At 71.6% G+C, this 22,451-nt stretch carries 22 protein-coding genes; 14 read left to right on the forward strand and 8 right to left on the reverse strand.

From position 1 onward, the window contains the following. Positions 1 to 141: 141 nt before the first annotated feature. A complete protein-coding gene (locus tag G3I41_RS06680; RefSeq protein ID WP_164399369.1) occupies positions 142 to 2,586 on the reverse strand; it encodes an RICIN domain-containing protein in 2,445 nt (814 codons plus the stop codon). 511 nt (positions 2,587 to 3,097) lie between these two features. Between G3I41_RS06680 and G3I41_RS06685 the strand changes: the two genes are divergently transcribed. The 7 genes from G3I41_RS06685 (at position 3,098) to G3I41_RS06715 (ending at position 10,930) form a co-directional block, all read left to right on the forward strand. Further along, positions 3,098 to 4,186, forward strand: a complete 1,089-nt coding sequence (locus tag G3I41_RS06685) for an ABC transporter substrate-binding protein (protein WP_164399370.1) — start codon at positions 3,098 to 3,100, stop codon at positions 4,184 to 4,186. 119 nt (positions 4,187 to 4,305) lie between these two features. Continuing rightward, positions 4,306 to 5,961 carry a sugar ABC transporter ATP-binding protein gene (locus tag G3I41_RS06690; RefSeq protein ID WP_164399371.1) on the forward strand — a complete coding sequence of 552 codons (1,656 nt, stop codon included), beginning with the start codon at positions 4,306 to 4,308 and terminating at the stop codon, positions 5,959 to 5,961. Then, positions 5,958 to 6,932: an ABC transporter permease gene (locus G3I41_RS06695; RefSeq protein WP_164399372.1), complete on the forward strand. Its 975-nt coding sequence runs from the start codon at positions 5,958 to 5,960 to the stop codon at positions 6,930 to 6,932. Before G3I41_RS06690 ends, G3I41_RS06695 begins: the two co-directional genes overlap by 4 nt. Next, on the forward strand, positions 6,929 to 7,993 hold the full coding sequence (locus tag G3I41_RS06700; RefSeq protein WP_164399373.1) for an ABC transporter permease: 1,065 nt from the start codon (positions 6,929 to 6,931) through the stop codon (positions 7,991 to 7,993). Before G3I41_RS06695 ends, G3I41_RS06700 begins: the two co-directional genes overlap by 4 nt. 109 nt (positions 7,994 to 8,102) lie before the next feature. Continuing rightward, positions 8,103 to 9,137: a LacI family DNA-binding transcriptional regulator gene (locus tag G3I41_RS06705; RefSeq protein ID WP_164399374.1), complete on the forward strand. Its 1,035-nt coding sequence runs from the start codon at positions 8,103 to 8,105 to the stop codon at positions 9,135 to 9,137. 250 nt (positions 9,138 to 9,387) lie between these two features. After that, positions 9,388 to 10,467, forward strand: a complete 1,080-nt coding sequence (locus tag G3I41_RS06710) for an aldose epimerase family protein (RefSeq protein ID WP_203600358.1) — start codon at positions 9,388 to 9,390, stop codon at positions 10,465 to 10,467. Positions 10,468 to 10,546: 79 nt separating this feature from the next. Further along, entirely contained in the window at positions 10,547 to 10,930 is a 384-nt protein-coding gene (locus tag G3I41_RS06715) for a helix-turn-helix transcriptional regulator (RefSeq protein ID WP_164399375.1), read from the forward strand. A 142-nt stretch (positions 10,931 to 11,072) separates the two neighbouring features. On the opposite strand, the gene G3I41_RS06720 is transcribed toward G3I41_RS06715, so the two are convergent. The 5 genes from G3I41_RS06720 to G3I41_RS06740 form a co-directional block, all read right to left on the reverse strand. After that, positions 11,073 to 11,252 carry a hypothetical protein gene (locus G3I41_RS06720; RefSeq protein ID WP_164399356.1) on the reverse strand — a complete coding sequence of 60 codons (180 nt, stop codon included), beginning with the start codon at positions 11,250 to 11,252 and terminating at the stop codon, positions 11,073 to 11,075. A 70-nt stretch (positions 11,253 to 11,322) separates the two neighbouring features. Further along, positions 11,323 to 12,024 carry an HAD-IA family hydrolase gene (locus G3I41_RS06725; protein WP_164399376.1) on the reverse strand — a complete coding sequence of 234 codons (702 nt, stop codon included), beginning with the start codon at positions 12,022 to 12,024 and terminating at the stop codon, positions 11,323 to 11,325. Between the two features lie 72 nt (positions 12,025 to 12,096). Continuing rightward, positions 12,097 to 12,789, reverse strand: a complete 693-nt coding sequence (locus tag G3I41_RS06730; RefSeq protein WP_164399377.1) for a phosphatase PAP2 family protein — start codon at positions 12,787 to 12,789, stop codon at positions 12,097 to 12,099. Positions 12,790 to 12,858: 69 nt separating this feature from the next. Continuing rightward, on the reverse strand, positions 12,859 to 13,788 hold the full coding sequence (locus tag G3I41_RS06735) for a M56 family metallopeptidase (protein WP_164399378.1): 930 nt from the start codon (positions 13,786 to 13,788) through the stop codon (positions 12,859 to 12,861). A gap of 86 nt (positions 13,789 to 13,874) precedes the next feature. Further along, a complete protein-coding gene (locus G3I41_RS06740; RefSeq protein ID WP_343242074.1) occupies positions 13,875 to 14,462 on the reverse strand; it encodes a DUF5134 domain-containing protein in 588 nt (195 codons plus the stop codon). A gap of 220 nt (positions 14,463 to 14,682) precedes the next feature. On the opposite strand from G3I41_RS06740, the gene G3I41_RS06745 reads away from it, so the two are divergent. After that, entirely contained in the window at positions 14,683 to 15,237 is a 555-nt protein-coding gene (locus G3I41_RS06745; protein WP_164399380.1) for a GNAT family N-acetyltransferase, read from the forward strand. A 3-nt stretch (positions 15,238 to 15,240) separates the two neighbouring features. Here G3I41_RS06745 and G3I41_RS06750 read toward each other — a convergent pair whose 3' ends face one another. Then, positions 15,241 to 15,924 carry a glycerophosphodiester phosphodiesterase family protein gene (locus tag G3I41_RS06750; RefSeq protein ID WP_164399381.1) on the reverse strand — a complete coding sequence of 228 codons (684 nt, stop codon included), beginning with the start codon at positions 15,922 to 15,924 and terminating at the stop codon, positions 15,241 to 15,243. A 261-nt stretch (positions 15,925 to 16,185) separates the two neighbouring features. On the opposite strand from G3I41_RS06750, the gene G3I41_RS06755 reads away from it, so the two are divergent. From G3I41_RS06755 to G3I41_RS06765, 3 genes are read left to right on the forward strand one after another with little or no spacing between them, the layout of a single operon-like run. Then, positions 16,186 to 17,583: a DUF6421 family protein gene (locus G3I41_RS06755; protein ID WP_164399382.1), complete on the forward strand. Its 1,398-nt coding sequence runs from the start codon at positions 16,186 to 16,188 to the stop codon at positions 17,581 to 17,583. Positions 17,584 to 17,609: 26 nt separating this feature from the next. Next, entirely contained in the window at positions 17,610 to 18,377 is a 768-nt protein-coding gene (locus tag G3I41_RS06760) for an SDR family NAD(P)-dependent oxidoreductase (protein WP_164399383.1), read from the forward strand. Continuing rightward, complete coding sequence (locus G3I41_RS06765) at positions 18,356 to 19,438, forward strand: low specificity L-threonine aldolase (protein WP_164399384.1); 1,083 nt, start codon at positions 18,356 to 18,358, stop codon at positions 19,436 to 19,438. Before G3I41_RS06760 ends, G3I41_RS06765 begins: the two co-directional genes overlap by 22 nt. A 55-nt stretch (positions 19,439 to 19,493) precedes the next feature. Here the strand turns inward: G3I41_RS06765 and G3I41_RS06770 are convergent, their stop codons facing one another. Next, positions 19,494 to 20,216 (reverse strand): lysophospholipid acyltransferase family protein, encoded by a 723-nt coding sequence (locus G3I41_RS06770; RefSeq protein ID WP_164399392.1) that lies wholly within the window; start codon positions 20,214 to 20,216, stop codon positions 19,494 to 19,496. 219 nt (positions 20,217 to 20,435) lie between these two features. Here G3I41_RS06770 and G3I41_RS06775 point away from each other — a divergent pair, with 219 nt between their 5' ends. From G3I41_RS06775 to G3I41_RS06785, 3 genes are all read left to right on the forward strand, one after another. Continuing rightward, entirely contained in the window at positions 20,436 to 20,762 is a 327-nt protein-coding gene (locus G3I41_RS06775) for a thioredoxin family protein (protein ID WP_164399385.1), read from the forward strand. Positions 20,763 to 20,958: 196 nt separating this feature from the next. After that, positions 20,959 to 21,465: a flavin reductase family protein gene (locus G3I41_RS06780; protein WP_164399386.1), complete on the forward strand. Its 507-nt coding sequence runs from the start codon at positions 20,959 to 20,961 to the stop codon at positions 21,463 to 21,465. A gap of 202 nt (positions 21,466 to 21,667) precedes the next feature. After that, positions 21,668 to 22,451, forward strand: a 784-nt coding sequence (locus tag G3I41_RS06785) for an electron transfer flavoprotein subunit beta/FixA family protein (protein ID WP_164399387.1), incomplete at its 3' end; no start/stop codon positions are given.

The raw sequence follows: 22,451 nt of genomic DNA on the forward strand, positions 1-22,451 counted from the left end.
GCAGGCCGGTCGTCGCGATCGCCCGTCTCCACCACGGCCTCCGGCCGGGCACACGTAAACGGCTCACAGGTTCGTCTCCTTGATTCGGTTCGGCCCCCGGGGACGGGAGCGGTATGGGGGGAGTGCGCGGAGCGCCCGGAATCAGACGAGCTGCCAGAGGTGGTCGTCGGTGCCGTTGTCGTCGAACTGGACGACATGGGCGCTGTCGGCCGTGGACATGTTGTCGACGCCGAGGACCTTGCCGGAGTGGCGGTTGCGGATGCGGTACCAGCCGTCGCCGTCCGGGACGAGCTGCCAGAGGTGGTCGTCGGTGCCGTTGTCGTCGAACTGGACGACGTGCGCGCTGTCGTCCATCGACATGGTGTCGACGCCGAGCACCTTGCCGGAGTGGCGGTTGCGGACGCGGTACCAGCCGTCCCCTTCCGCGACCAGCCGCCAGTCGTGGTCGTCGGTGCCCGTGTCCCCGAACTGCACCACGTGCGCGCTGTTGGCGGTGGACATGACGTCCACGCCGAGGACCTTGCCGGAGTGCCGGTTGCGGATGCGGTACCAGCGGTCCGCGAGCCACGGTTCCGCGTCCGGGGCGGCGGTCGGGAACGAGGTGACGCGCAGCCGTGCCGCTCCCATCGGGATGAGGGTGACCTCCTCCACCGGCTCGGTGCTGCGGGCCGGCGAGTCCTGGAGCGGGGCCACCACGTGCTCGTGGTCGGCCGTCCACTCCGGGATGCGGCGCGCCTTCGCGGTGATGGACAGCGGGGTCCCGTCGAGCGTGAAGGGGTTGCCGCCCTTCACCCCGCGGGCGGTGTGGTGGCGCAGGGAGGCGGCGGGCTTCTTCGCGTCCAGGACGAGCCCGTAGTTCCACGGGCCCGTCGCGTGGACCGCGTACTCGGGGAACTGCTCGCTGCCGCCGATGCGCTCGTACGTCTCGCCGATGCGCAGCGAGTACGTGAGCGGGCCGCGGTCCACGCTGACGGAGCCGTGGTTGTGTGCCCAGGTGCGTACGGTGGTGCGCTGCGGGAAACGCAGGGCGACCCGGTCCCCGTCGGCCCAGGTGCGGTCGATCCGGGTGAAGGCGGGGCCGGCCGGGGCGTCCACGCGCCGCCCGTTCACCGTGATCTCGGGGGCGTCGCACCAGGCGGGCACGCGCAGCACCAGCGGGAAGGCCAGCCGCCTCGGGGCCTTGAGGGTGAGGGTGACGGTCTCCTTGAAGGGGTAGTCCGTCTCCTCGGTGAACGTGACCTCGGTGCCGTCGGCGACCTTGGCCGTCACCGTGCAGGCGGCGTACATCGCGGCGGCCAGCCCACCGTCGGGAGTGGCGAGCCACAGCTCCTCGGTGAAGTACGGCCAGCCCATGCCGTAGTTGTGCGGACAGCAGCGGTACTGGTCGACGCCGGGCAGGAACGCCTGCATGGCGAACCCGTTCTGGAACTGGCGCTCCGACTTGGGCACGTTGTCCAGGTCGACGCTGTTGGCGCTGGTGATGTAGTGGACCGCCTTCCCCGACGGGTCGAGGGAGGCGGGCAGCGAGTTGAACGCCAGCTCCTCGCAGCGGTCGGCCCACAGCGGGTCGCCGGTGATCCGGGTCAGCAGCTGGTGGCTGGCCATGAACTCCACGATCCCGCAGGTCTCGAAGCCCTGCCGGGGGTCGCCGTGCCCGGGCCGCGCGTTCTCGTCCCCGGCGAAGCCGCCGCCGGGGAACTGCCCGTACGGGTCCATGGCCTTGCCGTACGTCCCGTACGTGTCCCGGGTGTCCTGGGCCGAGCCGCTGCGCAGCGCGTACTGGGCGGGCTCGCGGAAGCCCTGGGCGATGTTCACGTTGTGCGGGTTGACCAGGTTGTCGCCCCAGTCGGCACCGTACGCGTGGATCTTGTCGGCGAGGTCCAGGAGGAAGGTGTCGCCGGTGCGGTTGAACAGCCAGAAGACGCTGTCCAGGCCGTCGCCCCAGCGCAGGGCGATCCAGCTGGTGTCGAAGGCGCCCGGGCCCTGGGCGTTCATGTAGCGGAAGAACCGGCTCAGGAAGGGGATGATCCGGGCGTCCCCGGTGTACTCCTGCCAGGAACGCAGGGCCTGCACCAGCGGCAGGAACGGCCAGAAGTCCGGGCCGCCGTTGAGCGAGGTGCGCAGTGCCTTCGGGCCGAAGAACCCGTCGGACTGCTGGGTGGCGAGGATCGCGTCGAACCAGCGGCGCACCGCCGCGAGCGCCTTCGCGTCGCCCGTGACGATCGCCAGGTCGGTGTAGCCGCGCAGCCAGTACGGGACCTCCTCCCAGCCGCCGAGTTCGGGGCGGACCCAGCCGGTGGCCGTGAAGTCGAGGAAGTGCGAGAACTCCTCGTACCGGCCGCACAGCCCGTCCAGCTGGAGCTTCAGCTGTCCGGCGAGCCAGCCGCGCGCGGTGACCTGGCCGGGCGGGAGTCTCAGGAAGGCGGTGGGGTGCAGGGGTGCGGCGTTGGGGGAGTAGTGGCCGCCGTGCGCGGGCCGCGCGCGGTGCTCGGCGGCGGTCGCGGTGGCCGACCAGCGGCCGGCGGCCGTGGTGGCGGCGACGGTGGCGAGGGCGCCGGTCATGAGCTGTCTGCGGTTCAGGGGCATGGGAGAGGGCTCCTGCTCTGCCGGACACGGGACTCCGGCTCAAGGAATGCGCATGACAAGAGGGGGGATGCGGCGATGGCGGTGCGGTCCGGACGCGGGCATGACGAAGAGCGCCGTCACGATCCGGGCGGAGGGTGCGGTGCCTCTTCTGCAACGTTGGAAAACAGGGTTCCGGCGGTATGACAGCACGCCGTCGGGCGGCTGTCCAGGGGTGCGGCGGCATCTCCCCCGACGGGCGCCGAAACCGGGTGAGGTCCCTCCCGACACATTTTGGAAACGCATCGACAACGCTCTTGCCGCCCGCGCCGCGCCGCCTATATAACGTTGTAAACCGAGCCGCCGAGAGGCCGCGCAGGCTCTCACGACCGCAGTTTGTGCAGCTAGGGACCGTCTCCTAGCGGGGCCGTGAGTGCAATGCCATCAGCCGCCGCGCAGCGGCCGATGCGTCGTCCAGCCATGACCGACCGCACGTCTTCCGGCGTGCCGTCATCCCGCCAAGGAGCCCCCGCGCATGATGATCCAGCGCCGACCCCGTACCCTCGCCGTGGCCTGCGTCCTCGCCGCCACCGCCACGCTGGCCGTTTCCGGCTGCTCCAAGTCGGAAGGCTCGGACAACAACGCGAGCAGCGACAGCAGCCAGGCCGCGCAGGCGGCCAAGACCCCCGAGTCGTCGTCCGGTTCGGGCTGCTCGCTGCAGAGCTACGGCGCGCCGAAGCTCGACCTGAAGGACGCGGTGGTCGGCTTCTCCCAGTCGGAGAAGGAGGCCAACCCCTTCCGTATCGCCGAGACCCAGTCCATCAAGGACGAGGCGAAGAAGATCGGCGTCAAGAAGCTGCTCACCACCAACGCCCAGTCGCAGCTGTCCAAGCAGATCAGCGACATCCAGGACATGCTCGCCCAGGGCGCCCAGTTCCTCATCGTCGCCCCGCTGAACTCCGACGGCCTGGAGCCGGCCCTCAAGGCCGCCGCCGCCAAGAAGGTCCCGGTCCTCACCGTCGACCGCAAGCTCAACGCCGGCGCCTGCAAGGACTACGTGGCCTTCCTGGGCTCCGACTTCGTGGAGCAGGGCAAGCGCGCCGCCGACGCGATGATCAAGTCGACCGGCGGCAAGGGCAAGGTCGCCATCCTCCTCGGTTCGTCGGGCAACAACGTCACCACCGACCGCACCAAGGGCTTCGTGGACCAGCTCAAGGCCAAGGCCCCGGACATGGAGATCGTCGCCCAGCAGACCGGTGAGTTCGCCCGCGACAAGGGCCAGCAGGTCACCGAGCAGCTGATCCAGTCCAAGCCCGGCATCACCGCCATCTACGCGGAGAACGACGAGATGGGCCTCGGCGCCGTCACCGCCGTGAAGGCCGCCGGCAAGAAGCCCGGCAAGGACATCAAGATCGTCTCCGTCGACGGCACCCGCAACGCCGTCCAGGCCATCGTCAACGGCGAGTACAACGCCGTCATCGAGTCCAACCCGCGCTTCGGCCCGCTGGCCTTCGCCACCGCCCAGAAGTTCTACGGCGGCGAGGAGATCCCGGAGAACGTCATCATCAGCGACCGCTCCTACGACGAGTCCAACGCCAAGTCCACGGTGGGCAACGCGTTCTGACCCCAGCCGGCCCCACCTGCCCGTACCGGCTCCGTCGGTTCACCGCCGCCGTGGCACCCCCCCCGTCACGGCGGCCACCGGGCCCCCATCCTTGGAAGAGCGGAAGGCCAAGACCAGCCATGGCACCACCCGAAGCAGTACCGCAGCCGCCGGAGCCGGCCGCCGATGTGCGGGAGAGGAGCGCGTCCGGAACGGCCCTCGCGGACGAGCCCGGCGCGGCACCGGCCGTCCTGGAGGCCCGCTCGGTCAGCAAGCGGTTCCCGGGCGTCGTCGCCCTCGACGGCGTCTCCTTCTCCCTGCGCGCCGGCGAGACCCACGCCCTGGTGGGGGAGAACGGAGCCGGCAAGTCCACCCTCATCAAGGTGCTGACCGGCGTCTACCGGCCCGACGAGGGCGAACTGCGGCTGGCCGGCCGACCGATCGCGTTCGCCCGGCCGTTCGAGGCGCAGGAGGCCGGCATCTCCACGATCTACCAGGAGGTGAACCTCGTCCCGCTGATGAGCGTGGCGCGCAACATCTTCCTCGGCCGCGAGCCCAAGAACCGCTTCGGCCTGATCGACTTCCCCCGGATGCACCGCGAGGCGAGCGAACTGCTCGACGGCTTCGGCGTCCGCGTCGACCCGAAGCGCCCCCTGCACACCCTGGGCATCGGCACCCAGCAGATGGTCGCGATGGCCCGCGCCGTCTCGGTGAACGCCCAGGTCGTCATCATGGACGAACCCACCTCCTCGCTGGAGCCCCGCGAGGTCGAGACCCTCTTCCGGGTCATCGAGGACCTCCGCGGACGCGGGATCGCCGTCCTCTACGTCAGCCACCGCATGGACGAGCTGTACCGGATCTGCGACCGGGTCACCGTCCTGCGCGACGGCCACCACATCCACACCGGCGACCTCGCCGACCTCGACCGGATGCAGCTCGTCTCGATGATGCTCGGCCGCGACATGGCCGAGGTGCGCCGCGAAGGGCTCACCAGCTTCGGCTCCGAGGGCCACGAGGCCGCACGCACCCCCGTCCTCACCGCCACCGGCCTCTCCCGCGCCCACCAGCTGCACGACATCTCCCTCGACCTGTACGCGGGTGAGGTCCTGGGTCTCGGCGGCCTCCTCGGCTCCGGCCGCAGCGAGACCGCGAAGGCCGTCGCCGGAGCGCTCTCACTGGACTCCGGAGAGGTGAGCATCGCCGGACGCACCCTGCGCCGCCTCACCTCCGCCGGCGCCATCCGGGCCGGGATCAGCCTGCTGCCCGAGGACCGCAAGGCCGAGGGCATCGTGCCCGGGCTCTCGGTCCGCGAGAACATCGTGCTGGCCGCGATGCCCCGGCTCTCCCGCGCCGGCATCGTCTCCCGCGCCAAGCAGGACCGCATAGTCGACATCTTCATGAAGCGACTCAGGATCAAGGCGGCGAGCCCCGAGCAGAAGGTCGGCGAGCTCTCCGGCGGCAACCAGCAGAAGGTGCTGCTGGCCCGCTGGCTCTGCCTGGAACCCAAGGTCCTGCTGCTCGACGAACCCACCCGGGGCATCGACGTCGGCGCCAAGGCCGAGGTCCAGAGCCTCATCGACGACCTCGCCCGCGAGGGCCTGGCCGTCCTGCTCATCTCCTCCGACATCGAGGAACTGATCGAGGGCGCCGACCGGATCGTCGTCCTGCGGGGCGGCGCGGTCGCGGGCGAACTGGCGGGCGACGAGGTGGCGGAGAGCCATCTGCTCGAAGTGCTCGCCGACCACTCACCGGCAGCCGCGGACAAGGCGCCGGCCGCGAAGGAGGACCCCCGATGACCCAGGCCGCAGTCACCACCCCCGCAGCCCGGCCGCTCGCCCGGCTGCGCGACCCCGCCTGGTACCAGGAGTACGGCGTCTACCTCGCCGTCGCGGTCGTCCTCGTCTTCAACGCCGTGTTCACCGAGCACTTCATGACGGTGGACAACCTGCGCACCCAGCTCGTCCAGGTCGCCCCGATCGTCATCGTCGCCCTCGGCATGGCGCTCGTCATCGGCACCGAGGGCGTCGACCTCTCCGTCGGCTCGACCATGGCCCTGGCCGCCGCGCTGCTGCCGCTCTACCTCGGCTACGGACTGGTCCCCGCACTCGTCATGGCGCTGCTGGCCGGCGCCCTCGTCGGAGCGGTCAACGGCACCCTGGTCTCGCTCGTCGGCCTCCAGCCGATCGTCGCCACGCTCGCCCTGTTCGTCGGCGGCCGGGGCCTCGCCCTGGTCATGGCGGACAGCCAGCTCAAGCAGATCGTCAACCCCGACCTGCTCTCCCTGGGCACCGGCTCCTTCCTCGGCATCCCGCTGGTCGTCCTCATCGCCGGTGTCCTCGCCGTCGCCGTGGCCTTCCTGGTCACCCGGACCACCTTCGGGCGCCAGGTCGTCGCCATCGGCGGCAACCGCTCCGCCGCCGCCCTGGCCGGACTGCCCGTACGGCGGGTCCTCATCGGTGTGTACGTGCTCTGCGGGGTGCTCGCCGCCCTCGCGGGAGTCCTGGCCACCGCCCGGCTCACCGCCAGCGACCCCTCCTCGCTCGGCACCCTCATGGAACTCTCCGCCATCACGGCGGTCGTGGTGGGCGGGACCCCGCTCAACGGCGGCTCCATCCGGGTCCTCGGCACCGTCGCCGGCGCCCTGCTGATGCAGCTCCTTCGGGCCACCCTCATCAAGCACGACCTGCCCGACTCCACCGCACAGATCGCCCAGGCGGCCATCATCATCGCCGCCGTCTACGTCGCCCGGGAGCGTCGGTCCCGATGAACGAAACCTCACCTGCCCCGGCGGCCCCCGCCCCGGCCCCGCGCAAGACCCCCGCCGCCTCCGGCGCCACCCCGCCGGCGCCCGGTCCCGCGGCATCGCGGACGACCGGCCGGCGGATCGCCGAACTCCTGCAACGCCAGGGCGTCCTGGTCGTCTTCCTGGCGGTCGTGATCGTCGCGTCCTCCATCTACCCGACCACGTTCTCCACCCTGGACAACGCCCGCGGAGTGACCGTCCAGGCATCGTTCCTGGCCGTCGTCGCGCTCGGGATGACCATGGTCATCATCACCGGCGGCATCGACCTCTCCGTCGGGTCGGTCTTCGCCCTGGGCGGGGTGCTCGCCGCCTGGGCCTCGCAATGGGGCGTCCTGCCCGCCCTGCTGGTCCCGCTGGTGGTGTGCGGTGCGATCGGCCTGCTCAACGGCTTCCTCGTGGCCCGCGCCGGAATGGCCCCGTTCATCGTCACGCTCGCCACCCTCCTGGGGGCGCGCGGACTGCTCCTCGCCCTCACCGACGAGGGCGCCACCACCTACCTGGTGCCCAAGGACTCCGCCTTCGCCGAACTCGGCCAGGGTGCCGTCTGGGGCTTCGGCTACCCGATCTTCATCGCCCTCGCGCTGTTCGGCCTCGGCGGACTCCTCCTCCAGCGCACCTCGTTCGGGCAGTCGATCTTCGCCGTCGGCGGCAGCAGCGACGCCGCCACGCTGATGGGCCTGCCCGTCGCCCGTACGAAGATGCTCGTCTACACGCTCAGCGGGCTGCTGGCCGGGCTGGCCGGCGCGCTCAACGCCGCCCGGCTCTCCTCCGGAGTCACCATCGTGGGCGTGGGCATGGAGCTCGACGCGATCTCCGCCGTCGTCATCGGCGGCACCCTCCTCATCGGCGGCGCCGGCTCCATCAGCGGGACGCTCTGGGGCGTCCTGCTCCTTCAGGTCATCCAGAACCTGATCAACCAGATCGGCTCGTTGAACTCCTCGTACCAGTCGGTCGTCAGCGGCGGTTTCCTTATCGTTGTCGTCGTGGCCCAGCGCTATCTGGCGCGCAGCCGCAGAACCACCTGAACCGGTGCCGGGGCCCCGCGGCCCCGGCACCGTTCGAGCCGATCGAGCCGAACCGGCGGGAGCCGGGCCACCGCGCCTCACCGCGCGACAAGTCGATTCAGGGAGTGCCGTGGGCGTCAGCCTCAAGGACGTTGCGCAACGGGCGGGCGTGTCCATCAAGACCGTGTCGAACGTGGTGAACAACTATCAGCACGTCACACCGAAGATGCGCGCCAGGGTGCAGCAGGCCATCGACGAGCTCGGCTACCGGCCGAACCTGACCGCTCGTCATCTGCGCAAGGGCCGCACCGGGATCATCGCGCTCGCCGTCCCCGAGTTCGGCAACCCGTACTTCGCGGAGCTGGCGGGCGCGGTGGTCGACGCCGCCGCCCGGCACGACTACACCGTGCTGGTCGACCACACCGGCGGGCTGCGCGAGAAGGAACTCCTGGTCAGCCAGGGATTCCGGTCCCACGTCATCGACGGGCTCATCCTCAGCCCGATCCACCTGGAGACCGAGGACCTGATGGCGCGCACCGAGACCGCGCCGCTGGTCCTGCTCGGCGAGCGCGAGTACGAGGCCCCGTACGACCACATCGCCATCGACAACGTCGCGGCGGCCCGCGAGGCCGTACGCCACCTCATCGAGCTGGGCCACCGCCGCATCGCCTTCCTCGGCTCCCGTACCGGCCGCGAACGCCAGCCCGCCCACCTCCGGCTGCGCGGCTGGCGCGAGGAGCTGGCCGCCGCCTCCATCGAGCCCGACGAGGCGCTGGTCGTCGTCACCGACGGGTACGGCCGCGAGGACGGGGCCTCGGCCATGGCCGCGCTGCTGGACCGCGGCGAGCGGCCCGACGCCGTCTTCGCGTACAACGACCTCATCGCCATCGGCGCCATGCGCACCCTCACCGCGCGCGGCCTGCGCATCCCCGAGGACGTCGCCGTCGTCGGGTTCGACGACATCGAGGAAAGCCTCTACGGCGCGACCACGCTCACCACCGTGGCGCCCGACAAGGAGGCCATCGCCCGGCTCGCCGTCGACAGCCTGGTCGAGCGCCTCTCCGGCGAACCGGTGGCGGAGCCCAGGCGGCCCCGGCCCGGCTACCGGCTCGTCGTCCGCGAATCCACCGCCCCCCGGCCCGCCGCCGGCCGGGCCGCGTCCTAGGGCGTGTTTCGAAAGTCCCGCCTGTCCGGCGACGCCTGGCACGCACGCTCGCCGCGTTGTCGGGATCACCCCGATACGCCCAGTATCGGGGCGACCCTCCGCCTTGCGATCGCACGCACCAGACGCCGCCGGACCCGCCCTCCGGGCGGACGGCGCTACTTTCGAAACACGCCCCAGGACAGCCCCTGGGCCGGGTCCGGAACGTTCCGTCCGGCCCCTCCGGCCTTCCGATCGCCCCCAAGGATCATCGATGCCTCGCCCCACCGTGCACAGCAAACCGTTCGGCGCCCACGGGCCCACGGACGTCGACATCTGGACGCTCGACTCCGGTACCGGAGTCCGGGCCGAGATCCTCACCTACGGTGGCGTCCTGCACCGGCTCACCGTGCCCGACTCCGCCGGCACCCCGGCCTCCGTCGTCCGCTCGCTGCCCGCCCTCGACGACTACACGGGCAAGAACCCGTTCTTCGGTGCCCTCGTCGGCCGTTACGCCAACCGCATCGCGCACGGCAGGTTCACGCTCGACGGCGCGGAGCACCAGGTCCCCGCCACCGACCGGGGCCACGCCCTGCACGGCGGGCCGGACGGCTTCCACACCCGGATCTGGCAGGCCGAGGGCACCGCCACGGAGGAGGCGGCCGTCCTGCGGCTCGCGCTGCGCAGCCCCGACGGCGACATGGGCTTCCCCGGGACGCTGGACGTCACCGTGACGTACACCCTCGACGCCGCCGGCACCCTCGCCCTCGACTACGCGGCCACCACCGACCGCGCCACCGTCGTCAACCTCACCAACCACGCGTACTTCGACCTCACCGGCCGGGGCGACATCCTCGGGCACACCCTCCAGGTGGACGCGGGGCACTACCTCCCCGTGGACGAGGAGGGCATCCCCGAGGGCCCCGCCGCGCCCGTCGCCGCCACCCCGTTCGACCTGACCGAGCCGCAGACCCTCGGGGACCGGATCGCGCTGCCGCACGAACAGCTGCGCCGGGCCGGCGGGTTCGACCACTGCTGGGTCCTCGACGGCGCGCAAGCACCGGCGGCTCCCCGCCGCGCCGCCCGCCTCACGGCACCCGACGGCGGGCGCGTCATGGAGGTGTGGACCACCGAACCGGGCATCCAGGTCTACACCGCCAACCAGTTGGACGGCACCCTGGCCGACCCCGGCGGCGGCCACCACGAGCGCCACAGCGCCGTCTGCCTGGAGACCCAGCACCTCCCCGACTCGCCCAACCGCCCCGACCTGCCGGCCACCGTCCTGCGCCCGGGCGAACACTTCCGCAGCCGCACCGAGTACCGCTTCCCGCACCTGGCGGCCCGCAGGGCGTGAGTCCGTACCGGCCGGGCTCCCGTCCCGCACGGCGAATTACGATGAGCCTCGTAGTATGGGAGCCCCGGACGGAGCGACGATGCGGAGAGCGACCGTGACCCCTGCCAGCACCACCGCCCCGGCAGCGGGCGCGCGCGCCCTGGCCCACCCCGCCCGTGAGGAGATCCGGCTCGAAGCGGTCCTGCACGCCCTCTCGGACCCGGTGCGGCTGTGCGTCGTCAGGGAACTGGCCGCCGCCGAGGACGAGCTCACCTGCTCCTGCTTCGACCTGCCGGTCACCAAGTCCACCTCCACGCACCACTTCCGGGTGCTGCGCGAGAGCGGCATCGTCCGGCAGACCTACCGGGGCACCGCCAAGATGAACGGGCTGCGCAGGGACGACCTCGACGCGCTGTTCCCCGGGCTGCTCGACCGCGTCCTCGAAGCGGCGGCCTGCCAGGCGGTGCGCCTCGGCGAGGGCTGAGGGCGGCCGGCCTCGTCACCGTGCGGACCGGCAGCGTGGCGGATCGTAGTACTTCATTGACCGATCAGCCCTGACGGGACATGCTGTACCCCCGCCACGGACCGGTTCCGGCGACGCAGGGGATCGCCGGAGCCGGGACGTCTCAGAACGCGGGCCTCTCGCCGCCCCCGGTCGCGGCGGCCCACTCGACCAGCAGGCTCTGGTACTGCTCCTCGTCCTCCGGGGACAGATGGCCGCCCGAACGCCGCCACAGGTCGCGAATGTCTTCATTCACCACCGCTGCGGGGCGTACGGAGTCGGACGGGCAGGGAGTCGGGCACATGTTCCCCAGGCTAAGGCCATGATGTGACGATCCGACCCATTGCGCGTCAGGGACATCTCTCACATGTGTCTCAGGCAACCTTCTCGGCAAGTCCGAGCTCCCGCAGCCCGTCAGGCCGCTCGTCCACCGGCAGGTGGCGTACAAAACGCACCTCGCAGCCCAGCGCCGCGGCCCCGCCGTCGGCACGCCGGTCGTCGCCGACCATCACCACATCCGCGGGATCCCGTCCCAGAAGTGTGCACGCGGTGTGGAAGAGCCGTGCGTCCGGCTTCTGGACGCCGTGCTCGAAGGACAGGACGTACGCGTCCACGTAGCGGTCCAGGCCGTGCGCGCGGAACATGGGCCGCAGATCCCAGCCGATGTTGCTGACGACCCCGATCCGGACCCCGGCCGCGCGCAAGCCGGCCAGGACCTCTGCCGCGTCCGGGTAGGGCTGCCAGGCGTCCGGGCTCAGATGGCGGTCGTACAGCGCGTCGTACAGCCCGGGGTCGGGCAGGGCCACCTGGCGGGCCAGACCGGTGTACACCGCGCGGTGCAGCTCGGCGCTCTCGTCGCGGTGCGCCCAGCCGTCCACCAGATCCTCAGGCATCCGCTTCGGGTTGGGCCCGCCCGGCAGCGCGCCGAACGCCTCCAGCTCCGCCGCGTACCGCTCAAAGGCGGCCTCGTCCACCCGCACCCCCCGCTCGGCGAGAGTCGCGGCGAGCCAGGAGCGGACCGGCTCGATCCGGAACAGCGTCCCGGAGAAGTCGAAGAGGGCACCCTTGATCGGCATGCCACCGATCCTCGCCGAACCGGCGCGCCCCCGGCAAGGGCGCCTGACCGGACACCACGGCACCCGGCCTGGTCAGAGCCCCCGGCGCGCGGGTGCGCCGGCGCACCACCGGTCGAAGCCCCGGATCGCCAAGGCGGCCAGCGCCGCCCCCAGGAGCCACCCGCCCAGCACGTCGGACGGCCAGTGCACGCCCAGGTACAGCCGGGTGAGCCCGACCCCGAGCACCGAGACGGCCGCCGCGCCCACCGCCGCCCGCCACACGCCGCGCCGCGCACCGGACCGGTGCAGCAGCCACAGCAGCAGCCCGCAGCTCACCGTCGCCGTCATCGCGTGACCCGAGGGATAGGCCGCGTAGTGGGCGGAGTCCACAGGGTCCGCCCACTGCGGCCGGTCCCGGCCGACGGCCGCCTTGACGCCCTGCTGCACGAGCGCCGAGAGCAGCGTCGTCGCCGCGGCCCACACCGCGAGCGGCCGGGCCCCGCGCCACCACAGGGCCACCACCGCGACGGAGATCAGGGCGCGGAACGTCCACGGGTCCCACAGCCAGTCCGTCAGCAAGCGGTTGACGTGGACGAAGCCGGGCTCGGTCACCGCCCGCCGGTGCAGCGCCTCCGCGATCCGGGCGTCCAGGTCCGCCAGCGGCCGCCACCGGGCGGCGACCAGTGCCGTCACCGCGCCGCCGAGCACCGCGCAGACCGCGCCCGCCCGCGAGAGGCGCGAAGCGGGGCGGACCCGGCCGACGGGGGAGAGCAGCGGAATGTGCATGGCACGATCCTCGCCGACGGGCGCCCCCTCCGGCCATTCACGCGCGCCGGGCCACGGGAATCCGGTCCGCTACTTGAGCGCGCTGAGCCCTGGAACGAACGCCACCAGCAGCGGGACGACGGGCACCAGGGCCGCCGCCGCGGTCAGCCGCAGCCGCCGTCCGGCCGTGAGCCTGCCCGCCGGGGCCAGCAGCCGGTTCACCCGCAGCGGCAGTTCCGCGTCCGCGGCCGGGGACGGGCCGAAAACACCCCGGTCCTCGTTGAGTTCGACCAGGGCGAGGGCGAACGTGAGCCGGCCGAAGCGCCGCGAGGCCACATCGTCGGCCGCCAGCTCGACCAGCCGGTGCATCTCGTTGCGGAAGGCCGCGAACACTGGCACCTGCGGGAAGCCGGAGGCCAGCGCCTCCGAGCAGTTGAGCAGCCAGTCGTGCCGGGCCTGCGCGTGGCCCTGCTCATGGGCCAGAACCGCGTCGAGCCGGCGCCCCTTCAGCCGCCCCAGCGCGGCGGTCGTGATGACGAGCCGGGGCGCGGGCCCCGGCAGCCACCAGGCGTCCGGACGCTCACCCTCCAGCACCACGAGCCGCCCCGGCTCCTCGCCGGGCATCAAGGGGGCGCGCGTCAGGAGTTCGGTCCGCCGCTGCCTGCGCCGCAGATGCGCCCGGTGGATCTCGCGGGCCAGCATGGCGGCCGTCCACACCCCGCCGAGGGCCAGCAGCACGGCGATCACCGCCGACCACACCCCGTGGCCGGCGAGCGCGTACGCCTCCACGACGGCGTGCGGCGCGGGCGCGAAGACATGACCCCGTACCGCCTGCCAGGCGGCGGCCGCGCTGAACGTCATGGAGAGGGCGAACGAGAGCAGCACCCCGGCCACCACGCACTGCCACACCCACAGCGCCACCACCGGTTCGCGCTCGGGCCACTCGGCCCGCGCCATCAGGCGCGGGGTCACGACGGCGGCCAGTGCACCGAGCAGCAGCAGCGCTAGGGAGACCCACATGGCGTCAGCCTATGAGGGCCGCACCACACACGGATATGGCTCCGCGCGCCAAGTGACGCACACCACGAGAGGCGGCCCTTCCCGTCTCACAGGGTGAGCAGCATCGCGAACATGGCTATCCCCATGGTCAGCCGGCACGCCAGAGTCAGCTCAGGGCGGGCCCCCGAGCCCCCGGGTGCGGACCCCCCGCCGGTGGCCGTCGCGGCCACCGGCACCAGCCGGGCGCCCGAGCGCAGCACGTACACCGCGTAGTAGAGGAGGAGCAGCCCCGTGAGCAGGGGCATGCCGCCCGCGGCCGCCATGCTGTGGGAGCCCATCGCGTGCGAGCCGTGGCTGCCGCCGTGCCCGCCGGCTCCGGCCATCACCACCGCCATGTAGACCATCGCCGAGGAGCCGACCAGGTGGTGCAGATGGTGTCCGCTGCGCCGGGAGAACCACAGCGCTCGCAGCGCCGCGACCCCGAAGAACAGCGCGTAGAGCCCCCACCCCCACGCGGGCGGGGCGACGGCGGCGGCCGGTATCGCCATCGCGGCCATGCCGAAGCCCATCAGCGCCTCGGCCCGCGCGGCCCTGCGCTCCTCCGCGCTCCCCGTACGGGTGCGCAGCAAGCAGTACGAGCCCGTCACCGCGCACAACGCCATGAGCAGCCATCCGGACATCGCCGGTCCGTGCACAGCGGCCCTCCCCCCGGGCGAACGACATCGCCGTCGAGCAGTAGATGCCCGGGGCCGGACACCTGTACGCGGCGCACGGAGGCGCGAGGGGGCGCACGGCGGGAGTGTTTCCGGGATGCGCCTGGTGCGCGCCCCGCGAGGGCCGCCGGGAGCCCCGGCGCAGCCCCCGGAGTTACGCTGCTCCGGCACCGCCCCCGCACAGAATCCGGAGACCCCCGCCATGGACACCGCCCCGCCCCGGGACACGGGAGCACTGACGTTCCGCGACGCCACCGAAGCGGACATCCCCGCGCTCGTCGAACTCATCGAGTCGGCGTACCGCGGTGACAGCAGCCGCGCCGGCTGGACCACCGAGGCGGACATCCTCCAGGGGCAGCGCACCGACCCGCAGGGTGTGCGCGAGGTGGTCGAGAGCCCGGGCAGCCGGCTGCTCGTGGTGGAGCGGGACGGCACGCCCGTCGCCTGCTGCCAGCTGGAGCACCGCGGCGACGCCGCGTACTTCGGCATGTTCGCGGTCCGTCCCGCGCTCCAGGGCGCCGGCCTCGGCAAGGTGATCATCGCCGAGGCCGAGCGCACCGTCCGGCAGAGCTGGGGCGCGCGGGAGATGCACATGACCGTGATCTCCGTCCGCGACGAACTCATCGCCTGGTACGAGCGCCGGGGCTACCGCCGTACGGGAAAGCTGTCCCCGTTCCCGTACGGCGACGAGCGCTTCGGCATCCCGCTCCGCGACGACCTGACGTTCGAGCTGCTGGTCAAGGAGCTGGCCGGCTGACCGTTACGCGTGGGCGCCGCCCCCGCGCTGGATGTCGGGGTGGTCGGTGGTCACGCCGTCCAGCCCCAGCCCCTCGGCCAGCCGCAGCTGCTTCTGGGTGTTGACCGTCCAGCCGAAGACCGTCAGCCCCTCGGCATGGGCCTTGTCGACCAGCTCCAGCGTGATGCGCCGGACGTTCAGGATGAGCCGGGTCGCGCCCACCGCCTTCGCGCGGTCCAGCAGGTCCGCGCCCCAGCGGCTGGCCACCAGCGCCGTCCGCACGCCCGGGACCAGCTGCGCGATCTCGGCGATCGCCTCGTCGTGGAACGAGATCACCTCGACGCGCTCGACCAGGTCGCGCTCGTGCATGACCCGGGCCAGGGTGCGGGCCGCGGCCACGTCCTTGATCTCCGCCTGGAGGGGGGACCGCACGGCGTCCAGGACCTCCTCGAAGACGGGCACCCGCTCGCCCAGGCCCGCGTCGAGCGCGCGCAGCTCGGCGAGCGTCTTCTCCGCGATCGGGCCCTCGCCGTCGGTCGTGCGGTCCACCTCCGCGTCGTGCATGACGGCCAGCGCGCCGTCCTTGCTGAGGTGCAGGTCCAACTCGACGAGGTCCACGCCCTCCTTCTCGGCACGGACGAACGAACGCAGCGTGTTCTCCGGCTCGAAGCCCGGTGCTCCGCGATGACCGATCGTAAGAATGGACAAGGTCCGCTCGCTTCCGTCGACGCTCTGTTCCCGAGGCAGCCTAGGGCCTGTCTGACCTCCCCGCGCCGCACGGGGGAGGGGTGGCGTCGAGCGCACAGCGACCTGCGAAACCCCCGAAGAAGGCGCCGTGAGGACGTATCACAGGAAAAATGACGGTGGCCATGGGGGGTCGGCAGGATAATTTCCACCATCCCACTTGTCGCGGGGACTCGCACGCGGATACGGTGGTCGGACGCGAGGTTCTCCCGTGGAGGAAGTGTGATGACGGAAATTCTTGTGCACGACGCCGCATCCGGCGACATAGCTGCCGCCCCACGGGTGATCGAGCACCCGGCCTGGCCCGCGCTCAAGAACGCCGTGGAGGAGATCCGCCCCTGGCAGTCGAAGGACGGTTCCATCGACTTCGACGCCGAGGGCGCGCCCGCCCCGGCGCTGGCCGAGGCCGCCGTGGAGCGGGTGATCGGCGCCGTCGAGGAGCTGTCACCGCTGCTGCCGCACGACGCCGCGTACCACCGCGCCCTCGTGAAGGACCTGCGCGGCTGGGTGGGGAGCGGGTTCGACGTCCCCGACTTCCTGGACTCCCTGCTGGCCTTCCAGCCGGCCGAGGGGCGCGCCGACGGCCTCCAGCACCTGGTCGTCTTCGCCATGTACACCCAGAACGGCAACCCCGACCGCAATCTCGAAGCGGTCGTGCTGCGGATGGTCTGGCCCGACTGGCTCGCCGAGCTGGAGGCCACCCGCTACGACAACCCGCTGTTCTGCGGCATCACCTTCGAGGACTTCACCTCCGGCTACGACACCAACTCCGCGGTGCTCTTCCCGGAGACCATCGCCGTCCGCGAGGCCCCCGAGCGCTTCAGCTGGGGCGGCATCTTCTGCGACCGCGAGGCCGCCCGCTTCCGTCGCGTCACCGAGGCGGCCGTCGGCCTCCTCGGCGTCGAGCTGCCCGACGACATCCGCGCGATGATCGGTGACCAGCAGCGCTGCGAGCAGGCGTTCGTGCTCTGGGACATGGTCCACGACCGCACCCACAGCCACGGCGACCTGCCGTTCGACCCCTTCATGATCAAGCAGCGGCAGCCGTTCTGGATGTACGGCCTCGAGGAGCTGCGCTGCGACCTCACCGCCTTCAAGGAGGCCGTGAGGCTGGAGGCCGAGGGCAACCCGCACGGCCGCGACGTGCAGTACGCCGTGCTCTTCGACCGGATGTTCCGCTTCCCGGTCACCGGCGAGCGCGTCCGCAACTACGACGGCCTCGGCGGCCAGCTCCTCTTCGCGTACCTCCACAAGCACGACGTGGTGCGCTGGACCGACAACACGCTCCGGATCGACTGGGAGCGCGCCCCGCGGGTCACCAACCAGCTCTGCGCCGAGATCGAGAAGCTGTACCGGGACGGCATCGACCGCCCCAAGCTGGTCCACTGGTTCGCCGCGTACGACCTCGTCTCCACCTACCTCGCCCCGCACCCCGGTTCCCGCTGGGCCAAGGGCCCCGACGCCCTGGACCTCTCCCAGCCGCCCCGGAAACTCGTGGACGACGTGCTTCCGGACGAGTTTCCCCTGAGCATGTTCTATGAGGCCCTCTCCAAGAAGCTGAAGAGCGTGATCGCCTCGGCCAAGGGCATCACCGGCTCGGACGCGGGGAAGGCTGCCGCGTGAGCACAGGTGCCAAGGAGGCGGAGGCCATGAACGGAACAAGCACGGGCGACGCGGGCGGCGCGCTCGAAGGGGCCGTGGTCGCCGTCGCGGGAGCCGCCGGCCCGGCCGGCCGGGCCACGCTGCTGCGGCTCGCCGAGGCGGGTGCGGTCGTCGTCGCGTCGGACTCCCATCCCACCCGGCTCGCCGAAGCCGTCGACGCGGCGCGCTACGCCCACGGCGGCGCGACCGTCACGGGCGACACCGTCGACCTGCTCGACCTGGGCGCCACCCGGGAGTGGGCTGCCAAGACGGAGAAGGAGTTCGGCCGTATCGACGGCGTCGTCCACCTCGTGGGCGGCTGGCGCGGCAGCGCGACCTTCACCGAGACCGATCCCGCGGACTGGACGCTGCTGGAGAAGCTGCTGATCCGCACGGTGCAGAACACCTCGCTGGCCTTCCACGACTGCCTGCTGCGCAGCGACCGGGGGCGCTTCCTGCTGACCAGCGCGGCCGGCGCGAGCAAACCCACCGCGGGCAACGCCGCCTACGCCGCGGCCAAGGCTGCCGCCGAGGCGTGGACGCTCGCCCTCGCCGACTCCTTCCGCAAGGCGGGGGGCGAGGACGGCCCCCGCAGCGCGGCTGCGATCCTGGTCGTGAAGGCACTGGTGCACGACGCGATGCGCGCCGAGCGCCCGAATGCGAAGTTCGCGGGCTTCACCGACGTCAAGGACCTGGCCGATGCCATCGCCGGCGTCTGGGACCGGCCCGCCCCGGAAGTGAACGGAAAGCGCCTGTGGCTGACCCCGCAACCGTAAGGACCGACGCGCGTCGCCACCACGACCCGCGGGTCCGCGGTTTCGCCAGTGACAACTACGCGGGGACGCACCCCGAGATCCTCGCGGCACTCGCCCTCGCCAACGGCGGCCACCAGGTCGCCTACGGCGAGGACGACTACACGGGTCATCTCCAGCGCGTCATGCACAGCCACTTCGGCCCCACCGCCGAGGCGTTCCCGGTCTTCAACGGGACCGGCGCCAACGTGGTGTCGCTCCAGGCCATGACCGACCGCTGGGGCGCGGTCATCTGCGCCGAGTCCGCGCACATCAACGTGGACGAGGGCGGAGCACCGGAGCGGGTCGGCGGCCTCAAGCTGCTCACCGTCCCCACCGAGGACGGCAAGCTCACGCCGGAGCTCATCGACCGGCAGGCGTACGGCTGGGACGACGAGCACCGCGCCATGCCGCAGGTCGTCTCGATCACCCAGAACACCGAACTGGGCACCGTCTACACACCCGACGAGATCCGCGCCATCTGCGACCACGCCCACGGGCACGGCATGGCGGTGCATCTCGACGGCGCCCGCATAGCCAACGCCTCGGCCTCCCTGGACGTGCCCATGCGCACGTTCACCAACACCGTCGGCGTCGACGTGCTCTCCTTCGGCGGCACGAAGAACGGGGCCATCTTCGGCGAGGCCGTCGTCGTCCTGAACCCGGACGCCGTACGGGCCATGAAGCACCTGCGCAAGCTGTCGATGCAGCTCGCGTCCAAGATGCGCTTCGTCTCCGTGCAACTGGAGGCGCTGCTCGCGGGCGACCTGTGGCTGCGCAACGCCCGGCACGCCAACGCGATGGCCCAGCGGCTCGCCGAGGGCGTGCGCGGGATCGACGGCGTGGAGATCCTCTACCCCGTCCAGGCCAACGCCGTCTTCGCGCGGTTGCCGCACGCGGTGACCGAACGGCTCCAGAAGCGCTTCCGCTTCTACTTCTGGGACGAGCAGGCCGGTGACGTGCGCTGGATGTGCGCCTTCGACACCACGGAGGAGGACGTCGACGCGTTCCTCCTCGCGCTCAAGGAGGAGATGGCCGCCGCATAGGGCGGTCTGGCCGTAGCCGGGGTGCGGACCCGTCCCGCACCCCGGCTACGGCGTTTCAGCCGCGTTCGCGGACCTCGGCCGCCGTCGGAGCCGTACCGCCCAGGTGCGCGGGCACCCACCACGTGTCACTCGCGTCCTTCGGCCGGACCGGATACGCCCGCTGGGCCGCTTCGAGCAGCTCCTGCACCCGCTCCCGCAGCCGCCGTGTGATGGCGCCCGCGTACTGGTCCGTGGGGGCCTCCACGGCCTCTCCGACGCGGATGGTGATGGGGGTGTGGCTGCGCTTGAAGTTGCGCGTCCGGCCCTTGGTCCACAGCCGCTGCGTGCCCCACAGAGCCATCGGGATCAGGGGCACCCCGGCCTCCTGGGCCAGGCGCGCGGCACCGGACTTGAAGCTCTTGAGCGTGAAGGACTCAGAGATCGTCGCCTCGGGAAACACCCCGACGATCTCGCCGGACCGCAGCGAGGCCAGCGCGTGCGCGTAGGCGTCCTCGCCCTGCTTGCGGTCGACGGGAATGTGTTTCATGCCGCGCATCAGCGGCCCGGAAACCTTGTGCCGGAATACGGATTCCTTGGCCATGAAACGCACCAGCCGCTTCTGCGGGAGCGCGGCGAGGCCACTGAAGATGAAGTCCAGATAACTGATGTGGTTGCTGACCAGAACAGCGCCACCGGTCTTCGGGATGTGCTCCGAACCCTGAGTGTCGATCTTCAGGTCGAGCGCCTTGAAAAACGTGCGAGCGGCGCCGATGACCGGCCGATAGACGAGTTCTGCCATCTGGGGAAGGCCCTTTCTCCAGCGCCCGCGGAGGTTCTCCCGGCGGAAGTTACGCAGCCGTAGGTTTTCGGCATTGCGCCGATCGTGCCCCATGCGGCGACGTGGTGGCCAGTCCCGGCGGCGACGGGGCGCGAGATTCTCGTCACGTAGGGGCCCCGGGAATGCCCGCGCCGTCGCGGGCGCTGACCCTCTGCGTAGAGCTCTGACAGGAGGCCGCAGGTGGAAGGGCAGGCAGGTGCCGAGAGGCTGGACGCCGCGCAGATCGGCGCGGAACTGGGGGAGCGGGCCACGCTCGTGCAGTTCTCCACCGCCTTCTGCCAGCCGTGCCGGGCCACTCGCCGCACCCTCGCGGAGGTGGCCGGAATGGTCGAAGGCGTCGCCCACGTGGAGATCGACGCGGAGGCGCGTCTCGCGCTCGTGCGCGCCCTCGGCATCAGCCGGACCCCGACCGTCCTGGTCCTGGACGCCGGGGGCCGGATCGTCCGCCGGGCCGAGGGGCAGCCCCGGACCGTCGATGTCGTCGCCGCCCTCGGCCGGGCGATATGACGGACCGTGATGCTTCTCCCACCTGAGGGGACACCCTTGACTGCACGGACCGCGCATCGTCAGTCTGACGTTATGCCGTCAGATCCCTTCCTCCATGGCCGGGCGTACATCGACCTCGCCCGCACCGCCGGCGCGTGCTGTCCGGGTGCCTGAGCATCCACGACCCCGCATCTCCGACGCGCAGAAGGACATCTCCATGACGGCATCACCCGGGCTCGGCCACACGCGCACGGCGTCCCCGGACCTCCTGCGCTCCGTGTTCCGCCGGCACGCCGCCGGGGTCGCCGTGATCACCGCCGCCGGGGAGCGGCCGGTCGGCTTCACCGCCACCTCGCTCAACTCCGTGGCCGCGGAGCCGCCCCTCGTCTCCTTCGGCGTCGGCACCGCCTCCTCCAGCTGGCCGGTGCTGGCCGAGGCCGAGCACGTGGGCGTGCACATACTCGGCGAACACCAGCGGGAACTGGCCGCGACCTTCGCCCGGAGCGGCGCCGACCGGTTCGGCCCGTCCACCTTTTGGCGCAGTGGCCCGCAGGGCGTTCCGCTGCTCGACGGCGTGCTGGCGTGGCTGGTCTGCCGCGTGGTGACCCGGGTCCCGGCGGGCGACCACCACATCGTGATCGCCCAGGTGGTCGAGGGCGAGCCGGCAGGCGGGGACCGGCCACTCGTCTATCACCAGGGGCGGTTCACGGGTCTGCGGGACTGACGCGGCCCGGGGGGTTCCCGGGTGGATCGCGTTGGGCAGATCACAGTGCAAAGCGCTTGCTCATTGGGCACACGCTCGATGTACTGGCGAGTAATATGACGGTCGGAGCGTCGGTCGCCCCGACCGGAAAACGCCCCATCAGGCGCCTATGCTGCGTGCAACAAGGCAGCCCCGGAAATGACGATGCAGTAGGAGAGCCGGCGTGAGCTTGAGGATCGTTGTCTGTGTGAAGTACGTGCCCGACGCGACCGGTGACCGGCATTTCGCCGATGACCTGACGTTGGACCGTGAGGATGTCGACGGTCTGCTGTCGGAGCTGGACGAGTACGCGGTCGAGCAGGCGTTGCAGATCGCGGAGGCGGCTGACGACGCGGAGGTCACCGTGTTGACGGTGGGTCCGGAGGATGCCAAGGACGCGTTGCGCAAGGCGTTGTCGATGGGTGCGGACAAGGCGGTTCACGTCGAGGACGACGATCTGCACGGTACGGACGCGCTGGGCACGTCGCTGGTGCTGGCGAAGGCGGTCGAGGAGACCGGGTACGACCTGGTGATCTCGGGGATGGCGTCGACGGACGGCACGATGGGTGTGGTTCCGGCGCTGCTCGCGGAGCGGCTGGGTGTGCCGCAGGTGACGCTGCTGTCGCAGGTGTCGGTCGAGGGCGGTGTGGTGCGCGGCCGTCGGGACGGGGACAGTGCGTCGGAGGAGCTGGAGGCGTCGCTCCCGGCGGTCGTGTCGGTGACCGACCAGTCCGGTGAGGCGCGTTACCCGTCGTTCAAGGGGATCATGGCGGCGAAGAAGAAGCCGGTGAAGTCCCTGGACCTGGACGACCTGGGCATCGACGCCGAGCAGGTGGGTCTGGCGGGTGCGTGGACCGCGGTCGACTCCGCGACCGAGCGCCCGGCCCGCACCGCGGGCACGATCGTGAAGGACGAGGGCGAGGGCGGCAAGCAGCTGGCCGAGTTCCTGGCCGGTCAGAAGTTCATCT

Origin of the sequence: Streptomyces sp. SID9727, from assembly GCF_010550605.1 — a bacterium.
Taxonomy (GTDB): domain Bacteria; phylum Actinomycetota; class Actinomycetes; order Streptomycetales; family Streptomycetaceae; genus Streptomyces.